This is a genomic window from Rhodoferax lacus (genome assembly GCF_003415675.1).
Lineage (GTDB): Bacteria > Pseudomonadota > Gammaproteobacteria > Burkholderiales > Burkholderiaceae_C > Allorhodoferax > Allorhodoferax lacus.
The window spans coordinates 286,236-301,334 of sequence record NZ_QFZK01000005.1; the positions used below are offsets into that span (position 1 = coordinate 286,236).

The following is a 15,099-nucleotide window of genomic DNA, read 5'->3' on the forward strand; positions in this document are numbered from 1 at the left end:
GTGCGGTGTGGGGTTGGAGGGTCTTGGCGGGTGAATTCAATGTAGGTGCTGGCCTGCAAAGTGTCAACTAAAATTGACGTATTTATTTCGTTACAAACCTAGGGTTTTCCATAGCGGCTAATTGGCCAAAAGGGGTAAAACTTTCTGCGGGATTCCCCAGAGGAGGCCATATCCGTGAACCCAACCCTGTCCGCCCACGCTTTTTTCTGCCCGGTTCTGGGGGGCGAGCAGCGGTCGGCTGACGGCCCGACCTGTCCCTTGCTGCCGCTGGGCGCCCCGGCCCTGCCGTTTTTGCAGGTGCAGGCGCTGCAGGTGCAGACCCTGGCCGAGGCCTGCTGGCAGAGCGATGGCCAACCCGTAGCTCTGCTGCAGTCCTGGGCCCTGGCCGGGCTGGACTGGGAGGAGATTTACCTGCAGGGCGTGGTGCCCGCAGCGCAACTGCTGGGCCAATGGTGGCTGGCCGACAGGCTGGACTTTGTGGCCGTGAGCGTGGCCTCCACCCGGCTGCAGCAGGCGCTGTACGACCTCAGCCCCACCTTTCTGGCACAGGCGCGCGAGGCCCATAACGGCCTGAATGCGCTGCTGTTCTGCAACCCCGGCTCGCAGCACAGCATGGGCGTGTTCATGCTGGGCGAGTTCTTCCGCAAGAGTGGCTGGCGGGTGAGCGGCCTGCCCCTGCAAAGCCATGCCAGCGCCCTGCGCAGCGTGCAGAGCGACTGGTTTGACGTGGCGGGCCTGTCGGTCAGCACCAACCGCTGCCTGGACGCGCTGGGCTACCTGATACAGGGCCTGCGCACGGCCTCGGCCAACCCGGCGCTCAAAATCATGGTGGGCGGGCCCATGGCCATCCTGAACCGGGGGCTGTTGCTCAGCCTGGGGGCCGATTTCATTGGCGGTGACGCACGCGAATCCCAGCGCCTGGCCTTGCGCTATGTCAAAGAAGACCCGCGCTGCAAGGCAGAGTACAGCCCTTGCAACAGTACAATTGACACCACAGACCGTAGCCCTGTGTTGACCACTTCGGATCGGCAGGCTGCGTCCTCTAAGCCCATTTCGCTGCCAAACCGCTGGCCCTAACCCATGAAGCTTGGAAATTTGAGCGCAGACACCCTGGCCCAGCTGGTCAACGTGTCCTCTGATATCGCTCTGGTGCTGAACCAGGACGGCGTGGTGGAGGACGTGTCGGTGCGCAAGACCGAGCTGCTGGCCTTGGGCTGCCAGGCCTGGATAGGCCAGTCCTGGGCGGACACCACCACCTCCGAGAGCCGCGCCAAGGTCGAGGCCATGATCAAGCCGCCCAAGCCTGGCGAGGACGTGCGCTGGCGCCAGGTCAACCACCCCTCGCCCCAGGGTACGGATGTGCCGGTGCAGTACGCCGTGGTCAGCCTGGGGGCTGATGGCCGCGTGCTGGCGCTGGGGCGCGACATGGAGGCGGTGTCCCTCTTGCAGCGCCGCCTGATTGAGACCCAGCAATCCATTGAGCGCGACTACCTGCGCCTGCGCCATGTGGAGGCCAAGTTCCGCACCCTGTTTGAAACCTCGGCCGAGGCGGTGATGGTGGTGGATGCCTCCAGTTACCGGGTGCTGGACGCCAATGCCAATGCCCAGATGTTCGCCAAGGACTCCAGCAAGAAGCTGGTGGGCCGCGACATTTACGAATGCTTTGAGCCCGGCGCCCGCGAGGACATGCAGTCCCTCCTGCGCATGGCGCACGCCACCGGCCGGGTGGAAATGTGCCGCGCCCGCTTTGTGGGGGCGGGCCTGGACTGCACGGTGTCGGCCTCGGTGTTTCGCCAGGAGAGTGGGCCCCAGTTTCTGGTGCGCCTGCTGGCCCTGGATGCCCTGCCTGCGGGACGCAGCGGTGCCCACCCGCAAAACCTGTTTGCCGAGGCGCTGGAGCAGTCGCCCGACGGCTTTGTGCTGACCGACCGCTCCGGGCGCATCCAGTCGGCCAATGCCGAATTTCTGTCCATGCTGGGGGCTACGGCCCTGTCGCAGTTGTATGGCCAGCCGCTGGAGAACTGGCTGCTGCGCGGCGGTGTGGACTGGGGCGTGCTGCTGACCAATCTGCGCTCGCAGGCCATGGTCAAGGAATTTGCCACCGAGCTGCGCCAGATGGCGGGCAGCCCCATGGCGGTGGAGATTTCGGCGCTGGCGCTGGCCGGTGACGAGACCAGCTACGCCTTTTATGTGCGCGATGTAGTGCGCAGGCGCGCCCAGGAAACACCGGCCGCCACCGGCATGGCGGGTTCGGTGGCCGAGTTGTCCCACTTGGTGGGGCGCATGCCCATGAAGGACATCGTGGGCGAGACCATCGACATGATCGAGAAGATGTGCATCCAGTCGGCCCTGGAGCTCACCGGCAACAACCGCGCCTCGGCCGCAGAAATGCTGGGCCTTTCGCGCCAGAGCCTGTATGTGAAGCTGCGCCGCTTTGGCATGGTCAGCGAGATAGACCCTGCAAGCTTGAATTGACACTCTAAGTGTAAATTCCAGTTGACATAACCGCGCGCATCGCCAGAATGGTGGCATGGCGCGTCCCTCCCTCTCCACCGTTGCCGAGCTGCTCAAACCCATCACCTGGTTTCCACCCATGTGGGCCTTTGCCTGTGGCGTGGTGGCTTCCAGCCAGAGCCTGGGCGCCAACGCTTTCCTGATCATTCTGGGCCTGGTGCTCACCGGCCCCCTGGTGTGCGCCAGCAGCCAGGCCACCAACGACTGGTTTGACCGCCATGTGGATGCCATCAACGAGCCGCAGCGCCCCATCCCCTCGGGCCGTATGCCGGGGCGCTGGGGTTTGTACATTGCCGTGCTGTGGACTGTGCTGTCCCTGGTCTGGGCCTGGGGTCTGGGCACCTGGGGCTTCTGGGCCTGCGCACTGGGGCTGCTGCTGGCCTGGGCCTACAGCGCGCCGCCCCTGCGCCTGAAGCAAAATGGCTGGTGGGGCAATGCCGCCTGCGCCCTGAGCTACGAGGGGCTGGCCTGGATTACCGGCGGCGCGGTGATGCTGGGCGGTGCCCTGCCCGAACAGCGCTCGCTGGTGCTGGCCTTGCTGTTCAGCGCCGGGGCCCACGGCATCATGACGCTCAATGATTTCAAGTCGGTACAAGGCGATGCGCAAATGGGCGTGCGTTCGCTCCCCGTACAACTGGGCGTGGTCAACGCTGCAAAGACGGCTTGTGCCTGCATGCTGCTTCCCCAAGCCGTGGTGGTGGTCCTGCTGCTGCAGTGGGGCTTGCCCTGGCATGGCGCCGCCGTGCTGGCCCTGGCCCTGGCGCAGTTGCCGCTGATGCAGCGCTTTGTGCGCCAGCCCGTAGAAAAAGCCTTGATGCTCAGCGCCTTTGGCGTGCCTCTTTATGTGTCCGGCATGATGGTCAGTGCCTGGGCCTTGCATTTCACCCCGCAGGTGCTTGCTTGAAGCCGACCTTCACAACGGGAGCAAACCATGGATACCCAGGAATTTGACGTGGTGGTGGTAGGCGGCGGCCCTTCGGGCGCCACGGCGGCGGACGATCTGGCGCGCCAGGGCTGGAGTGTGTTGCTGCTGGACCGCCAGGGCCGCACCAAGCCCTGCGGCGGTGCCATACCGCCGCGCCTGATCAAGGACTTTGACATCCCCGACCATTTGCTGGTGGCCAAGATCCGCTGCGCCCGCATGGTCTCGCCGCGCAACAAACGGGTGGACATGCACATTGACAATGGCTTTGTCGGCATGGTCCAGCGCGACAGCTTCGATGAGTGGCTGCGCGTGCGTGCCGCCAGCCACGGCGTGCAGCGCCGCCGCGCCAGCTTCGAGAAGATCACACGCGATGAGGACGGCACGGCCCGTGTGCACTTCAAGCACGTGCACAACGACGGTTTGGGCGCTGCCGACAGCATCCGCGCGCTCATGGTGATTGCCGCCGATGGTGCGCGCTCCGAAGTGGCGCGCCAGACCATAGAAGGTGCCGAGAAGACCAAGTATGTGTTCGCGTACCACGAGATCATCCGCGCACCGGCTGCGTCCAAGGACACGGCGCCGGACGCGGTGCCTGGCTACGACCCTGCCCGTTGCGATGTGTATTACCAGGGCCCGATTTCACCGGACTTTTATGGCTGGGTGTTTCCGCACGGCGACACCCTGAGCGTGGGCACGGGCAGCGCCGACAAGGGCTTTTCGCTGCGCCATTCGGTGATCCGCCTGCGCCAGGCCGCAGGCCTGTCGGGCCTGGAGACCCTGCGCCGTGAGGGCGCGCCCATACCGCTCAAGCCCCTGCCGCGCTGGGACAACGGCCGCGATGTGGTGGCCACGGGCGACGCCGCCGGGGTGGTGGCGCCGTCATCGGGCGAAGGCATTTACTACGCCATGGACTGCGCGCGCATGGTGGCGCAGGCCGTGCACCAGACCCTGTCCACCGGGCAGACCGCCTGCCTCAAGCAGGCACGCAAAAACTTTTTGCGCCAGCACGGCCGGGTGTTCTGGGTGCTGGGCCTGATGCAGTACTTCTGGTACCAGAATGACAAGCGACGCGAGCGCTTTGTGAAGATGTGCGAGGATCCGGATGTGCAGCGCCTGACGTTTGAGTCGTACATGAACAAGCAGCTGGTGCGCAAAGACCCGATGGCGCATGTGCGCATCTTTTTCAAGGACGTGGCCCATTTGTTTGGCGTGGTCCATACCTGAGGATTTTTCTTGAAGCCTGCTTTCTGGCGTGCCTTCGCCGTCGCCCTTGCTGCCAGCCTGGCTATAGCCGGTGTGGGCGGCGCACTCACCGAACTAGGCCCCTGGTATTTCTCCCTCAAGCAGCCCGCCTGGAAGCCGCCGGACTATGCCTTTGGCATCATCTGGAGCACCATCTTCACGCTGTGCGCCTTCAGCGCGGCCATCGCCTGGAGCCATGCGCCGGGCCCGGTGCGCAAGCGGCGCCTGCTGGTGCTGTTCCTGCTGAACGGCGCGCTCAACATGCTGTGGAGCCTGCTGTACTTCAAGCTGCACCGGCCCGACTGGGCAATGTGGGAATGGGCCCTGCTGTGGCTGTCGGTGCTGTCGCTGGTGCTGGGCTTGCGCGCCTACTCCCGCTTGGCCTCCTGGCTGAACGTGCCTTACCTCCTGTGGGTCAGTGCGGCAGGGCTCTTGAACTGGCAAACCATTGTGCTTAACGGGCCGTTTGGCTGAGCCAATCCAGAATTTGCGCCGTCGTGCGCGTGGGCGCCTCTTCATGCGTCAGATGGCCCAGGCCGGCGAAGCGCATCACCTGCGCCTGCGGCATGAGAGCCTGGGCGCGCTCGGCCAGTTGTGGCCCCAGCGTGCGGTCATTGGTGCCCATAAGCATCAGCACCGGCCCCTTGAGTTGGGGCAGGGCGCGCTCCAACGCGTCCAGTTGCCAGGCCCGCATCATCTGCAGCACGCCATGCACATGGCCGGGCGATTGCAGCAGGCGCTGGTAAAGCTCCAAGCCCTTGGCATCCAGTTTGGAACCGGTGCTCTGCAGAAGGGCGCGCACCACGGCGGGTTGGCCGCCCACACTGGAAAACAAGCGCGCCGATAACGGGTTCATGGCCAGCAGCCGCGCGGCAGATGGGAACAGCCAACTCGACACGCCATGCAGCGGCAGCCAGGCCGGGTTCAGGCCGATCAGGGCCGGGGTAGGGCGCTCGCTTGTTCTTTGACCTTGTTGCTGGTCCAGCAGCAACTGCGCGCCAATGGCCGCTCCTGCCGAGTGGCCAATCACGGCCTGCGGCCAGAGCTGCAGATGCGCCAGCAAGGCATTCAGGTTGCGGGTGATGTTGGGCAGCGAGGGGCTTTGGGTTTTGTGCGGACTGGTGAAGGCGTGGCCGGTGAGGTCCGGGCAGACCACGGTGTGCGCGGCCGACAGGGGGCCTAGCAGGTCGCGCCACGAGTGGGTGGAAGCACCTGTGCCATGCAGCAAGAGCAGCACCGGGCCGGACCCTGCCATTTGCACATGCCAGGTCTGGCCGGGCAATTGCACAAAGTGGCTCAGGTGGGCGTTGGGCCAGGTGGCTTTGTTGGAGTCCCAGTCCATGGGCGGGTGCAGCGGGTTCCACATGGCGGCTTGGTTGTGTGCCTCAGGGCTTGCGCACCTGGGCGGCCAGGTCCTGCACCACGGAGGCCATGCGCTGGGCCTGCACGTAGGGCATGGGAAAGTAGTGCGCGCCCATCTGGCGCGCCAGGGACTGGGCCTGCGGCTCGGGCTGGGCCGCGGTGTCTATCCACAGCGCGGCAAAGCCGCTGCTGCGCCATTGCCCGGCCCAGGCCAGTGCATCGGCCTGCGCCTGCACGCGCCCGCCCACACCGGCAGCCGACACATTGGCTCGCCCGTCGCTGAGCATCACCAGCATGGGCGTGGAGCCCGCACGCTGCAGCGCGCGCGCCTGCACCATGGCCGCCTGCATGCCGCTGGCCAGCGGCGTGCCGCCACCCCCGGGCAGTCCCGCCAGGGCACGCTTGGCACGCACCAGCGAGCGCGTGGGCGCCAGCAGCACTTGCGCGCTGGCCGCGCGAAAGGCAATCACGCAGACGCTGTCGCGCCGGGCATAGGAGTCCTGCAGTAGCAGCTCCACCGCGCCCTTGGCCTCGGCCAGGCGCTGCATGGCGGCTGAGCCGGAGGCATCCAGCGCAAAGATCAGGCAGGAGGGGCTGTGCTGCGCAAAGCGCTGCACATGGAAGTCTTCGGCGCGCAGGCTGACACGGCGAGCGCCTGTGCCTGCTGCCGCTCCTGCTCCAGTACCTTGCGGCCTGTGGCGCAGGCGCTGCTTGGGTGCAGCCGCGCGCAGCGTGGCCAGCAGGTGCAGGCGCGCGCCGCAACCGGGCTGGCCCGGGCGGGGCGAGAGCGGTCTGCCGCGCAGCTTGCTGCGCGTGGCCATGCCGCTGTGCCCCAGGCCTTGCGCGGTTTTGCTGGTGCCCTGGCCCAGCAGCAAACGGTCCAGCAAATGCGGCGGCAGGCTGGCCATGGCGGCGGCCAGCAGCAGGTCCGGGTCGGGTGCTTGCGGGTCGGGGTGCTGGGATGTGTCAGGAGATTGCTGGTCGCTGTCCTGTGGGTCTTGCGGTAATGGTGGCTCTGGTTGTGCCGCCTGTTCTGTCCCGTTCTCTGGCGCGCACTGCGATTCAGGCGGCGGCGCAGAGGTGTCGGTCTCCGGAGCTTGGGGCTTCTCAGCATCCGGTGGTGTTGCCGGCGCTGCATCGTTTGCGTCGGCGGCTTGAGGCGGTGGCGCGATTGCTGGCATGCGCGTGGCGCGCGGGCCCAACACCATGCGGGCACCGGTGCCCAGATCGTCCTCTTCCAGCGCGGCGCGGCCTTCCAGTGCGGCGCGCACGGCTGCCAGGCGCAGGGCCATGAGGGGAGCGCGCAGGCTGTCTACACCCAGGGCCACGGCGGTCTGGCACATGGCCAGCACTTGCTGCTCGGTGGGCACGATGTGCAGCAGCAGGGTGCGGGCCTCGGACAGTTCCAGGGCACTCAGCGGGTCCAGCAGATTGTGGGTGTCGGCCAGGCAGTTGCCGCGTACATCCAGCCACAGGCCCAGCCGGTCGGTCAGGCGCGCGGCCAGGCCGGCCTCGTCGGCATCGGACTCGTCCAGGGCCACGATGGCAAAGCGTGCGGGCTGCGCCGCATGGCCGCCCTGGCTGTGCATCAGGCCGCGGTCATGGGCCTGGGCGATGTGGGCGATGGTCTGGGTGGGCAGGCGCTCGGCCATGGGCAGCAGCAGGGCGCCGCCATTGGCCTGTGCCAAGAGGCCCGGCTGCTGCACCAGCCGCCCGCGCTGCAGGGTCTGCGCCAGGTCCAGGCCGCCCAGCAGGCGTTCGTCATCCACCTGGGTGGGTACTTTCAGCAGGCGTGGTTGCGTGGCTTGCAGGCTTTTTAGCCAGGCCTCGCGCACCGGGCCGTGGCCCGCGCGCAGCCAGATGCCGCCCAGGCCCTGCGGGTCCAGCTGCAGAGCCAGAAGGGCAAACTGCGCGTCCTGCCAGACCTGCGCCATCCGCGCGGCCTCAGGGTTGTTCATGCGGCCAGCACCTCGTCCACGGCGCGCTGCACGCGCACGCCCGAACCCGTGTCGTCCAGCGGATTGCGGCGCAGCCGGTGGCGCAGCACCAGGGGCGCCATAGCGCGCAGGTGGCTGTGGTTGACGGTCTTGTCGCCCATCAGCGCCGCGTAGGCGCGGGTGGCGCGCAGCAGGGTCAGCTCGGCGCGCAGGCCGTCGGTGCCCAGGCTGTGGCAGAGGGCAGCGCAGAGCAGCAGCACGGCGTCGTCTACTTCAATCTGGCCAATGGCTTTTTGCGCGCGCACGATGCGCTGGCGCAGCTTTTGGTTGGCTTTGTCCCACTCGGCGCGGAAGGCGGCAGGGTCGCGCTCAAAGGCGTCGCGCCTGCGCACCACCTGCACGCGCAGGGCCAGGTCTTGCGGGGTTTTGACTTCCACCGAGAGGCCAAAGCGGTCCAGCAACTGGGGCCGCAGTTCGCCTTCCTCCGGGTTGCCGCTGCCCACCAGCACAAAGCGGGCCGGGTGGCGCACGCTCAAGCCCTCGCGCTCCACCAGGTTTTCGCCAGAGGCGGCCACGTCAATCAGCAGGTCCACGATGTGGTCTTCCAGCAGGTTGACCTCGTCGATGTACAAAAAGCCGCGGTTGGCCCGCGCCAAGAGGCCGGGAGCGAATTCCTTGATGCCCTGCGACAGGGCTTTTTCCAGGTCCAGCGCGCCGACCACGCGGTCTTCTGTGGCGCCCAGTGGCAGGTCCACCACGGGCACGGGGCGTGTTTCGGATGGGATGGCTTTGGCAGGCTTCGCGCCTTTTGACCCGGCTGCGGGCATTGCGTTACCCAGCGCGCGGCAGGCATCGCACTGCGCATGGCTGTTAGCCGGGTCGCAGCCATAGGGGCAGCCGGACACTACCTTGATGGGCGGCAACAGGTCGGCCAGGGCGCGAACGGCGGTGGACTTGCCTGTCCCCCGGTCGCCCAGCACCAGCACGCCGCCAATGCTGGGGTCCACCGCCACCACCTGGATGGCCAGGATCATGTCTTCCTGTCCGACGATGGCTGAAAAGGGGAAGGTGTGTGCCATGGATTGCTTTGATGTGGGTACGTCCCCTATGTTCTGGAAGTCACATCGATATGTCAAGTTAAATTGACACTTTGTGGTGTGTGCGCAGGAGTCCGCCACCCTTACCCCTCCTGCTTCCTGTGGCTTTTCTGCGTTGGTCCGTAAATACCGGAAATCCCAGAAATACGCATACCCCGTCACGGCTCGCCACTCGGCGCACGTGCATCCAAGCGTTGCGATGACAAAGGGTCGCGCGGGAAGGGGGTACGCCGGGCGACGATTTGTGCTCGCACTATGAGGAGCCCGGCGTACCCCCTTTCCGCGCAGCGAGTGAAAAATCCTCACCGCAGCAAAGTCACAGGCGCCGAACTTTGCCGATGTCCAAGCAGCAGCCCCATGCGCTATCTTCCGGGTATGGAACATACCCCCGCCTGGCTGGTTAACAGCTTTATCTACCTCAGCGCCGCCGTGCTGGCCGTCCCCTTGAGCCAGGCGCTGGGCCTGGGCTCCATCATTGGTTACCTGGCCGCAGGCATTGCCATTGGCCCCTGGGGCCTGGGGCTGGTGACCAATGTGGACGACATCCTGCACTTTGCCGAGTTTGGCGTGGTGCTGATGCTGTTTCTGGTGGGTTTGGAGCTGGAGCCCAAGCGCCTGTGGAGCATGCGCCGACCCATCTTTGGTTGGGGCAGCGCGCAGGTGCTGGGCTGCACCCTGCTGATGACCGCGGTGGCCTTGGCCTGTGGTGTGAATTGGCGCATCGCCGTGGTGGGCAGTCTGGGCCTTGCCCTTTCAAGCACCGCGATTGCGTTGCAGGTGATGAACGAGCGCAACCTGATGAAGAGCGGAAGCGGGCAGGCCGCGTTTTCCATCCTGCTGTTTCAGGACGTGGCCGCCATTCCCATCCTGGCGCTGCTGCCGCTGCTGGGCGTAGTGGCCGCTGCCAGCGAGCCCACGGAGCTGGCTGACAAGGCGCTCAAGGGCCTGCAGGTGGTGGCCGTGATTGGCGGCATTGTGCTGGGCGGTCGGCTCCTGATGCGCCCGCTGTTTCGCTGGATTGCACGCTCCAGAACGCCGGAGATTTTTACCGCAGCCTCCCTCCTGCTGGTGGTGGGTATTGCTGGGCTGATGCAACTGGTGGGCCTGTCCATGGCGCTGGGGGCTTTTCTGGCCGGGGTGCTGCTGGCCGAGAGCGAATACCGGCGCGAGCTGGAGACCAATATCGAGCCCTTTAAGGGCCTGTTGCTGGGCCTGTTTTTTATTGCCGTGGGCATGGGCATCGATTTCGGCGTGCTGCTGCAGTCGCCCGGGCTGGTGGCTGCCGTATTGCTGGGATTTTTGCTGGTCAAGGCGGTGGTGATCTACACGGTAGCGCGCGCAATGGGCCTGCCGTTCCAGGACCGCCCGGTGTTCACCCTGCTGCTGGCGCAGGGCGGCGAGTTTGCCTTTGTGGTGTTCCAGGCAGCGGCCGGTGCGCAGGTGTTCAGCCCTTCAACCGCCTCGCTGCTGATTGGCACGGTGGCCGTGTCCATGGTGCTCAGCCCACTGATTCTGGTGGCGGTGGACAAGTGGCTTCTGCCGCGCTATGCCCGGCGAGGCCAGGTGGAGCTGGAAGAGATTTCCGAGCAGCAGGACGCCTCCATCATCATCGCGGGCTTTGGCCGCTATGGGCAGATCATCTCGCGCGTGCTGCTGGCCGAGGGCATTGCCACCACCGTGCTGGACCACGATGCCGAGATGATCGAGGTGGCGCACAGCTTTGGCTACCGCGTGTTCTATGGCGACGCCACCCGGCTGGACCTTCTCCGCACCGCGGGCGCCGCACAGGCCAATATATTGGTGCTGGCGGTGGACGATGTGGAGCAGTCGCTGAAGATTGTGGACCTGGCGCGGGCGCATTTTCCGCAGCTGCAGATCGTGGCCCGGGCGCGCGATGTCACCCATTGGAACAAGCTGCGCGACCGCGGCGTGCTGCTGGTGGAACGCGAGCTGTTCGAGTCCAGCCTGCTGAGTGCGCGCAGCGTGCTGGAGTTGCTGGGCCGCAGCGGCGAGGAGGCCGCAGCCAGCACCTTGCGCTTTCGCACGCACAACCTGGCCCTGTTTGAAAAAATGCATCCGCATTACCGCAACCAGTCCAAGTTCATTGCCGGCATCAAGGCCGGACGCGCGCAGCTTGAAGAGCAGATGGCGCAGGAGCGGGCGGAGCGCAGGGCGGGCAGCGGCGGTAACTAAAGGCCCTCGCCTGCATTCACTTCAATCCTCCCCCTGCACTGGGGAAGGCATGGTGCGCAACGCAACCATGGACTTGCACCACAGCTTGGTGCACTCGACTACCCATCCCGCCGCTTCGCAAGGTCCGTTCGAACTTGCGAATTCGCAAGGGACAAAAAACTGAAGTGGGAAAAATTGCCAGTGCGCTTGGACGAGCGACTGGCTGACGGTGTCTATCAAAACACCAAGCTCTTCGCTCATTCCATTTTTTGCTTGGCCCTTTAGTCGCCAGATTGTTTTCTCTGGGACAAAGCTGCCGAGGACCTTTGAATCAAGCCAGTGTAATTGTATGAATTAGTTTACATTGCAATTCCACTCCTACCAATGAAATATTTACTTGAATGCAAGTGTAGAAATATATTTGCTACAAGCCTCCTACTTGTAATGCTCGCCATATCGACGCTAGCTCGTGCTCAAGCCGTTCAGCTGTACCAGCCGGACGACAGGGCGGCGGCACCTCAAGCCAATCCCTCCAATGTGAAGCGGTCAGATATGACCTCATCCATGTGGCCCATCGAAGACTATTCGTCGGCAGTCACAGAAAGAATTCCCACTGCAGACTCACCAGCGGCTGCTCTGAGGAAGAGGCCTACACCCGCAGTGCAAGCACCGAACCAGTTTCAGCTATTTGTAAAAGAGTCAACCGGTCGGAACTTACCCCTCTACGGTAGTGAACTTTTTGACAATGCCACTGCCTACAACCCGGACGGTAGCTTGCCTGCCCCGCTCAACTACATTTTGGGTACCGGTGACGAGGTTCGCATTCATGTCAATGGCCTCATTGACTATGCAGGCACCCACACCATAGACCGCAATGGCACCATCAATCTACCAAAGGTCGGAAATATAGCGCTAGCAGGTGTGGCCTTGCGGGACTTGGAAGATTTCTTGCGGGCCAACCTGTCAAAGGTGTATGCGAACTTCACGGTATCGGCCATTTTGGGGCGACAGCGCAGCATTCAGGTGTACGTAGTGGGCCAAGCCAAAGACCCCGGTACCCACCAGCTGTCCAGCTTCAGCACACTTATCTCAGCCTTGTTCGCCAGCGGGGGTCCATCTGCCACCGGCTCCATGCGCAACATATCGCTGTTACGCAGCGGAAAAAAAATAAGCAGCCTGGACTTATATGACTTCATCGCAAGAGGTGACAAGTCACGCGATGTGGCCCTTCAGCCTGGCGATGTCATCGTCATCCCGCCCGCTGGTCCACGCGTAGCTGTCAGTGGCGCCTTCGATCAAGCAGCCATATACGAACTACAAGACCCCCGTGGCAGCGGCAGCAACAGCGGAAGTGCCACCCGCTTGGGCGACATCCTTGGCTTGGGTGGTGGCGTGCCCGTGCTGGCCAAAGTGCAAAGTGCATTGATCGAGCGAATCGTCCCTGGCTCCCTGCCGCCCCGGCAAGCACAACGTATCAGCCTGGACGCCGCAGGCCTGGCTCAACCCTTGCGCGATGGCGACGTCATCACCTTGTTGCCCATTAGCAATGAAATTGGCAATGCCGTCACCCTGCAAGGCGCAGTGGCTGAGCCATTGCGCTACCCATGGTTTGCGGGCATGCGCGTGTTGGATCTCATCCCCGAACGCGATGCCCTCATCACCCCTGACTACTACCGCAGCAAAAATCTGCTGGTGCAAACCTTGGCCCCCGAGCCCAAGGCGGGCGAAAAAATAAGCCGGCGCATTCAAGGTCTGGGCGAACAAATCAACTGGGAATATGCCGTTATTGAACGGCTGGACAACAAAAGCCTGACTTCCCAGCTCATCCCTTTCAACTTGGGGCTGGCCATCTTGCAAAAGGACGCGGCCAACAACTTGGAACTGAAAGCTGGCGACGTGGTTACCGTGCTCAGCCAAAGCGATCTACGCCTGCCCACCGAACGTCAGCGCCGCTTGGTGCGCGTTGAAGGCGAAGTGGCCGCGCCCGGCATCTATGAAGCACTGGCGGGTGAAACCCTGCCACAACTTGTGCGCCGCATAGGCGGCCTTATGCCCCAAGCATATGTCTATGGCTTGGAGTTCAGCCGCGAGTCCGTGCGCGCGCGCCAGCAAGACAGCCTGGACCAGTTGATCCGTCGCCTGGACGCGCAGTACCAGTCAGCTGCCGCAACACTTGGTGCCAACCTGGGGGCTGACCGCGCAGCCAGCGCACAGCAATTGCAGCAACAGCAACAGGCCCAGCAAAAAAGCCAGCTAGACCGCCTCAAGGCCCTCAAAAGCAACGGCCGCATCGCCCTGGAGCTGGACACCACCGCCCGCACGTTGGCGGACCTGCCCAGCCTGCCGCTGGAAGATGGCGACCACGTCACCATTCCTGCTGTACCCAGCTTTGTGGCCGCCGTGGGTTCGGTCAACAACGAAAACGTGTTTATCCACAAGAGCGGCAAAACCGTAGGCGACATCTTCCGCTCTGCCGGTCTGTCGGAAGACGCTGAGCCAGACCAGGCCTTTGTGCTGCGTGCAGACGGCAGCATCGTGGCGCGGCGTGACCGCAGCGGCCTGTTTGGCGGTGGCTTTGAGTCACTGGCCGTCATGCCCGGTGACACGGTGGTAGTGCCCGCCCAACTGGACCGCGAGAGCAAATACAACTTCATCACCCGCGCCGTCAAGGACTGGACCCAAATATTGGCCAACTTTGGTCTGGGTGCCGCAGCTATCAAGACCTTGCGGAACTAGCCCACTCCCGGCACCCGCATGACCCATCCCTCTGTAAACGAAGCTGGAACCGCTATGGATGCGGACACCGATGAAGTCAGCCTGTTGGACCTGCTGCAAGTCGTGGCGGACAATTTGCGCTTGCTGGTCCTTGGGCCTTTGGCTGTGGGGATCTTGGCTCTTATTGGCAGCTTTCTGGTGCGGCCTACCTTCACCGCTACCACGCAAATCCTCCCGCCGCAAATGCAGCAAAGCAGTGCGGCCTCCATGTTGCAGTCATTGGGCGCGCTGGGTGGCATTGCCAACGCTACAGCTGGCCTGAAGAACCCCACCGACCAATATGTGGCCCTGCTTAAAAGCCGCAGCGTGCAAGATTCTTTGGTTGAGCGCTTTGGCCTGCTCCAACGCTACGAACAAAAATACCTGCAAGATGCGCGCAAGCAACTGGCCAACAACACCGTCATCACCTCCGGGAAAGACGGACTGATTGCCATTGAGGCTAGCGACCATGAACCCGCCTTTGCAGCGGAACTGGCCAACGCCTATGTGCAAGAGCTGCGCACCCTGCTTAGCCGACTGGCCCTGACCGAAGCGCAGCAACGCCGTGTGTTCTTTGAAGGCCAGCTAAAGCAAACCCGCGAGAAGCTGGTGGAAGCCGAGCACAGCCTCAATGCCAGCGGGCTCAATAGCAGCGCCCTCAAGACCAGCCCCCAAGCCGCCATTGAAGGCCTGGCAAAGCTCAAGGCCAGCATCACCGCCCAGGAAATCAAGCTGGCCAGCATGCGCAACTACCTGGCCGAAACCGCACCAGACTTCCGACAGGCTCAAACCGAGCTGTCCGCCATGCGTGGGCAAATGGCCCAGGCAGACCGCAACCAGCAAACCCAGGTGGGCGACTCGGACTACACCAGCCGATACCGCGACTTTAAATACTACGAGACGCTGATGGAGCTCTTTGCCAAGCAGTACGAAATTGCGCGGGTGGATGAGAGCCGCGAGGGGGCGGTGTGTTGATTCCAAATGAAGGTTGGGCCAAAAAAGTAGGAATTCCAGTCGAAAACTGAGCCACGTTATCCACAATCCTTGCTTCATTTTTGAGCAGGGGTGATTAGGAGTGATAGACGTGGGAACCCTC

At 63.9% G+C, this 15,099-nt stretch carries 11 protein-coding genes; 8 read left to right on the forward strand and 3 right to left on the reverse strand.

The window, feature by feature from the left end:
• Window positions 1-174 precede the first annotated feature (174 nt).
• The 5 genes from DIC66_RS11270 to DIC66_RS11290 are packed head-to-tail and all read left to right on the forward strand — an operon-like array spanning window position 175 to window position 5,155.
• On the forward strand, window positions 175-1,077 hold the full coding sequence (locus tag DIC66_RS11270; protein WP_147321289.1) for a cobalamin B12-binding domain-containing protein: 903 nt from the start codon (window positions 175-177) through the stop codon (window positions 1,075-1,077).
• Window positions 1,078-1,080: 3 nt separating this feature from the next.
• Window positions 1,081-2,475, forward strand: coding sequence for a transcriptional regulator PpsR (ppsR, locus tag DIC66_RS11275; RefSeq protein WP_117177158.1), 1,395 nt, complete (start codon window positions 1,081-1,083; stop codon window positions 2,473-2,475).
• A gap of 55 nt (window positions 2,476-2,530) precedes the next feature.
• Window positions 2,531-3,418, forward strand: a complete 888-nt coding sequence (gene chlG / locus DIC66_RS11280) for a chlorophyll synthase ChlG (RefSeq protein ID WP_117177159.1) — start codon at window positions 2,531-2,533, stop codon at window positions 3,416-3,418.
• Between the two features lie 27 nt (window positions 3,419-3,445).
• Window positions 3,446-4,663 (forward strand): geranylgeranyl diphosphate reductase, encoded by a 1,218-nt coding sequence (locus tag DIC66_RS11285; protein ID WP_117177161.1) that lies wholly within the window; start codon window positions 3,446-3,448, stop codon window positions 4,661-4,663.
• A gap of 9 nt (window positions 4,664-4,672) precedes the next feature.
• Window positions 4,673-5,155, forward strand: a complete 483-nt coding sequence (locus DIC66_RS11290) for a TspO/MBR family protein (protein WP_117177163.1) — start codon at window positions 4,673-4,675, stop codon at window positions 5,153-5,155.
• Here DIC66_RS11290 and bchO read toward each other — a convergent pair.
• From bchO to bchI, 3 genes are read right to left on the reverse strand one after another with little or no spacing between them, the layout of a single operon-like run.
• Window positions 5,136-6,047 (reverse strand): alpha/beta fold hydrolase BchO, encoded by a 912-nt coding sequence (bchO, locus tag DIC66_RS11295; protein WP_117177165.1) that lies wholly within the window; start codon window positions 6,045-6,047, stop codon window positions 5,136-5,138. The genes DIC66_RS11290 and bchO overlap by 20 nt on opposite strands.
• 19 nt (window positions 6,048-6,066) lie before the next feature.
• Window positions 6,067-8,001, reverse strand: coding sequence for a VWA domain-containing protein (locus tag DIC66_RS11300; RefSeq protein ID WP_117177167.1), 1,935 nt, complete (start codon window positions 7,999-8,001; stop codon window positions 6,067-6,069).
• A complete protein-coding gene (bchI, locus tag DIC66_RS11305; RefSeq protein ID WP_117177169.1) occupies window positions 7,998-9,059 on the reverse strand; it encodes a magnesium chelatase ATPase subunit I in 1,062 nt (353 codons plus the stop codon). Before bchI ends, DIC66_RS11300 begins: the two co-directional genes overlap by 4 nt.
• A 393-nt stretch (window positions 9,060-9,452) precedes the next feature.
• Here bchI and kefC point away from each other — a divergent pair, with 393 nt between their 5' ends.
• The 3 genes from kefC (at window position 9,453) to DIC66_RS11320 (ending at window position 14,978) form a co-directional block, all read left to right on the forward strand.
• The gene (gene kefC, locus DIC66_RS11310) at window positions 9,453-11,270 is read left to right on the forward strand and encodes a glutathione-regulated potassium-efflux system protein KefC (RefSeq protein ID WP_117177171.1); all 1,818 of its coding nucleotides are present in this window, start codon (window positions 9,453-9,455) and stop codon (window positions 11,268-11,270) included.
• 543 nt (window positions 11,271-11,813) lie between these two features.
• Window positions 11,814-13,985 (forward strand): polysaccharide biosynthesis/export family protein, encoded by a 2,172-nt coding sequence (locus DIC66_RS11315; protein ID WP_117177173.1) that lies wholly within the window; start codon window positions 11,814-11,816, stop codon window positions 13,983-13,985.
• 54 nt (window positions 13,986-14,039) lie between these two features.
• Complete coding sequence (locus tag DIC66_RS11320; protein WP_117177175.1) at window positions 14,040-14,978, forward strand: Wzz/FepE/Etk N-terminal domain-containing protein; 939 nt, start codon at window positions 14,040-14,042, stop codon at window positions 14,976-14,978.
• Window positions 14,979-15,099 lie beyond the last annotated feature (121 nt).

Excerpts from the sequence above, each read along its gene's own strand:
- ppsR (WP_117177158.1), top strand. The coding sequence starts at position 1,081 with ATGAAGCTTGGAAATTTGAGCGCAGACACCCTGGCCCAGCTGGTCAAC.
- chlG (WP_117177159.1), top strand. The coding sequence starts at position 2,531 with ATGGCGCGTCCCTCCCTCTCCACCGTTGCCGAGCTGCTCAAACCCATC.
- DIC66_RS11285 (WP_117177161.1), top strand. The coding sequence starts at position 3,446 with ATGGATACCCAGGAATTTGACGTGGTGGTGGTAGGCGGCGGCCCTTCG.
- bchO (WP_117177165.1), bottom strand. The coding sequence starts at position 6,047 with ATGTGGAACCCGCTGCACCCGCCCATGGACTGGGACTCCAACAAAGCC.
- DIC66_RS11300 (WP_117177167.1), bottom strand. The coding sequence starts at position 8,001 with ATGAACAACCCTGAGGCCGCGCGGATGGCGCAGGTCTGGCAGGACGCG.
- bchI (WP_117177169.1), bottom strand. The coding sequence starts at position 9,059 with ATGGCACACACCTTCCCCTTTTCAGCCATCGTCGGACAGGAAGACATG.
- kefC (WP_117177171.1), top strand. The coding sequence starts at position 9,453 with ATGGAACATACCCCCGCCTGGCTGGTTAACAGCTTTATCTACCTCAGC.
- DIC66_RS11315 (WP_117177173.1), top strand. The coding sequence starts at position 11,814 with ATGTGGCCCATCGAAGACTATTCGTCGGCAGTCACAGAAAGAATTCCC.
- DIC66_RS11320 (WP_117177175.1), top strand. The coding sequence starts at position 14,040 with ATGGATGCGGACACCGATGAAGTCAGCCTGTTGGACCTGCTGCAAGTC.